Annotated in this window: 4 protein-coding genes and 1 pseudogene; 2 read left to right on the forward strand and 3 right to left on the reverse strand. The window is 55.7% G+C overall.

Translation table 11 applies throughout. The features are described 5' to 3' along the window. Positions 1-138 (forward strand): annotated as a pseudogene (locus ABYT07_RS19760) (ABC transporter substrate-binding protein); the annotation flags it as partial. Positions 139-215: 77 nt separating this feature from the next. On the opposite strand, the gene ABYT07_RS19765 reads toward ABYT07_RS19760, so the two are convergent. After that, positions 216-767: a L,D-transpeptidase gene (locus tag ABYT07_RS19765; RefSeq protein ID WP_372993725.1), complete on the reverse strand. Its 552-nt coding sequence runs from the start codon at positions 765-767 to the stop codon at positions 216-218. A gap of 137 nt (positions 768-904) precedes the next feature. After that, positions 905-1,111 (reverse strand): cold-shock protein, encoded by a 207-nt coding sequence (locus ABYT07_RS19770; RefSeq protein WP_005851393.1) that lies wholly within the window; start codon positions 1,109-1,111, stop codon positions 905-907. A gap of 385 nt (positions 1,112-1,496) precedes the next feature. Between ABYT07_RS19770 and ABYT07_RS19775 the strand changes: the two genes are divergently transcribed. After that, positions 1,497-2,450 (forward strand): response regulator transcription factor, encoded by a 954-nt coding sequence (locus ABYT07_RS19775; protein ID WP_372993726.1) that lies wholly within the window; start codon positions 1,497-1,499, stop codon positions 2,448-2,450. A gap of 64 nt (positions 2,451-2,514) precedes the next feature. Here ABYT07_RS19775 and ettA read toward each other — a convergent pair. Further along, positions 2,515-3,653 (reverse strand): energy-dependent translational throttle protein EttA (gene ettA / locus ABYT07_RS19780; RefSeq protein WP_372993727.1); only part of this gene is annotated, 1,139 nt, incomplete at its 5' end.

Below are 3,653 nucleotides of genomic sequence, written 5' to 3' on the forward strand. Positions count from 1 at the left end.
GGCAGCAATGGCGCGCTGGACGAGGCCGATTATGAGCGCACGGTCGAATCCCTGCTGTCCGGCGGGTCTGATCCGGTCATCACAATGGCCCCAACGGGCGCTTGGACCCATGCGATTACAGACAAAGCGTTGAACTAGAACACTAGAGCAACGCAAAAAAGAAGGGCCGGTGGAAACACTGGCCCTTTTTTATTGTTGAGGTTGGTTTCGTTTGTTCAGAGAACCGTGACGGTCGTGCCGATTGGCACACGCTGGTACAGATCCTTGACGTGTTCGTTGATCATCCGGATGCAGCCGCTGGATACGGAGCGGCCGATGCTGCTGGGCTGCGTGGTGCCGTGGATGCGGTAATAGGTGTCACGGCCGTTCTGGAACAGATACAGCGCGCGGGCCCCCAGCGGGTTGTCGGTGCCGCCGGGCTGGGCGTCCGTGTTGCCTATGAAGCGGGTATAAGCCTTGGGGTCGCGTTCGATCATTTCATCGGTAGGGCGCCAGGTTGGCCATTCTTTTTTAACGGCAATCGTGGCGGTCCCCGAAAACTCGAGACCCGCTTTCCCGACTCCGACGCCATAGCGCATCGCCTGACCGGGTGCCGTCACCAGATACAAATAGTGGCTGCGCGGCAGGACCAGCAACTGGCCGACGGCATATTGGCTTTTTACCGAAACAAGCTGCGGGGTCGGATCATAGGCAGCACCCTGCGCAAGAAGGGCTTGTGGAAAAGCAAGGGCGGCTAAAGAGCCAGCGATAAAGGTACGGCGGCGCATGGGCTGCTCCTGATGTTATACAAGTCTATATATTTTGACGCTCGGGCGACGTTTAGCAACCCTAGGGTACAAAAAAACCGGCCAACCCCAATGGGTCAGCCGGTCAATTCTTTGTGTGGGCCTAAGCCCAGCATGGCTTATGCCAGTGCGATGTTCGACGCAGATTCGCGACCGTCACGGCCGGCTTCGATGTCGAATGTCACTTTCTGGTTGTCGGCCAGACCTGTAAGGCCTGCGCGCTCAACGGCAGAAATGTGTACGAATACATCTTTGCTGCCGCCATCGGGTGCGATAAAGCCGAAGCCTTTTGTTGTGTTGAACCATTTTACGGTGCCAGTGGCCATATCCGTAGTCTCCTCTAGTGTACCATCCGCGTCGTGCGATGGCTTGGCGTTGTCGGTCTGGATCGAGGTCTGAACGCCGTATAAGGGAGACAGTGGGTCGAAAAAGAATAACGTTTGCCAAGTCCGTATGACAGGTACGGGAGATTCGTGCAAGTGTGCTGTCACAGGCCCTGTACACCTAGCAAACTCTTGCCGAATTCGGCACATTTGCGCCCGATTGCAGGACCGCAAGGCCCGATAACCCCTTGCTTACAGGCTTTTGCCGATGCGCGTGCATTTTGGGCAGGATGGTCGTTTCAACACACTATCGCCAAAATGCGCTGTGAGTATTGGCGGGAGAATTGGTTAACGAAGTCTGATTCAAAAGTGTAAGGGTAACGATGACATGAGAATACTGGCCGTAGACGACGATCCCACGATCCTCGATATGTTGCGTGACTGTCTGACCGGTGCCGCGGGTTTTGATCTTGAATGCGCAGAAGATGCCGAAGAAGCGCTTGATCTTCTGGACACCAGTACGATGCCCTTTGACTGTTTCTTGCTGGACATAATGCTGCCGGGCATTGACGGGGTTTCGCTTTGTGCACAGCTTCGCAAGCGCAAAGATCATCAGATGACGCCGATCATCATGATCACGGCAAGCCGCACCCATGACTTGATGCAGCGGGCCTTTCACGCCGGGGCGACTGATTTTATCTTTAAGCCGCTAAACGGGATCGAATTGGGCGCGCGGATCAACACAGCCGGGATGCTGAACGATAGTCTGCGTCGAGAACAGGTGGCACACCATTCGCTGTCCGAACTGACAGATTTGATGAAGATCAAGCGCGACGAAAGCTTTGATCTGGGTGTTGCGGGGGTGGATGACCTGAACGGGTTTGAAAACCGTCTGCTGCGCCTGCCAGTTGGATGCTATGCGATGAACTTGATCGCCATCAAACTTCCGCAGATTCGAAACATATTTGATACGCTGACACCCGCAGAATTCTGCGGGCAGATGGGGCGTGTCGCGCAGGCATCAGTAAACGCGTTGCGCAATCACCGCGTTATCATGGGCTATGCTGGCAACGGGACCATTGTAGCGGCAATTATTGCGCGCACACGGATCGATCCTGTCGCGATCCAACGGCAGATAGAGAAAGAGCTGACCAACGCGTGGTTGTCATCAAACGCAGGGCAGGGGATCGGCGCTGATGTGTCAGTGCTGGCCGTGTCGGAGCAGCGCCTGTGGTCCGGTCTGTCCGCCTGCAACGCCATTCAGGATTTTCTGCGCAAGGATTCCGAACCCGACGAGGTCGCGTTCGATGAGGTTGCAAACCTGTTCACCGTCGAAATCTGATACCCCGATGCAAAACGGGGGCACCTTTCGATGCCCCCGCTTTTCAATTTCTAGTGTGTAAAACTTAGCGCGAGAACTTCTTGTGCTTCAGGCGCTTAGGCTCCATCGCGTCGTCGCCAAGACGGCGCTTTTTGTCCTCTTCATAGTCCGAGAATCCGCCTTCGAACCATTCGACATGCGCGTTGCCTTCGAAGGCCAGAATGTGCGTGCAAATCCGGTCAAGGAAGAAACGATCGTGCGAGATAACCACGGCGCAACCGGCGAAATCCACAAGCGCGTCTTCGAGGGCGCGCAGGGTTTCAACGTCAAGGTCGTTGGTCGGTTCATCGAGGAGAAGTACGTTGCCGCCTTCTTTCAACAAGCGCGCCATGTGGACGCGGTTGCGTTCACCACCTGACAGCAGGCCGACCTTCTTTTGCTGATCGCCGCCCTTAAAGTTGAACGCCCCGCAATAGGCGCGGGAGTTCACTTCGGCGTCGCCCAGTTTGATGATCTCGGCACCGCCGGAAATCGCCTGCCAGACGTTGTCATCAGGGTTCAGGTCGTCCCGCGACTGGTCGACATAGGACAGATCGACCGTATTCCCGAGAGAGATCGCGCCTTTGTCAGGTTCTTCGTTGCCGGTGATCATCTTGAACAGGGTTGATTTACCGGCACCGTTGGGGCCGATCACGCCGACAATACCACCGGGTGGAAGCGAGAATTCAAGGTTTTCGATCAACAGCTTGTCGCCCATGGCTTTGGAGAGGCCTTCGACCTCAAGCACTTTGCTGCCCAGACGGGGACCGTTGGGAATTACGATCTGGGCGCGGGTCAAGCGTTCGCGCTCTGAACTGTCGGCCATTTCGTTATAGGACTTGATCCGCGCTTTGGATTTTGCCTGACGGGCCTTGGCCCCCTGACGCATCCACTCAAGTTCGCGCGACAGTGTCTTTTGCTTGGACTTGTCCTCGCGGGCCTCTTGCTCAAGCCGTTTAGCTTTCTGGTCGATCCAGTTTGAATAATTGCCCTCGTAAGGGATGCCATTGCCGCGGTCCAATTCAAGGATCCAGCTGGTGATGTTATCCAGGAAATAGCGGTCGTGGGTAACGATCAGGATCGTACCTTTATAGTCGATCAGGTGCTGTTGCAGCCACGCGATGGTTTCCGCGTCCAAGTGGTTGGTCGGTTCATCGAGCAGCAGCATTTCTGGCGCTTCAAGCA

It is taken from the genome of Sulfitobacter sp., from assembly GCF_041552635.1.
Classification (GTDB): domain Bacteria; phylum Pseudomonadota; class Alphaproteobacteria; order Rhodobacterales; family Rhodobacteraceae; genus Sulfitobacter.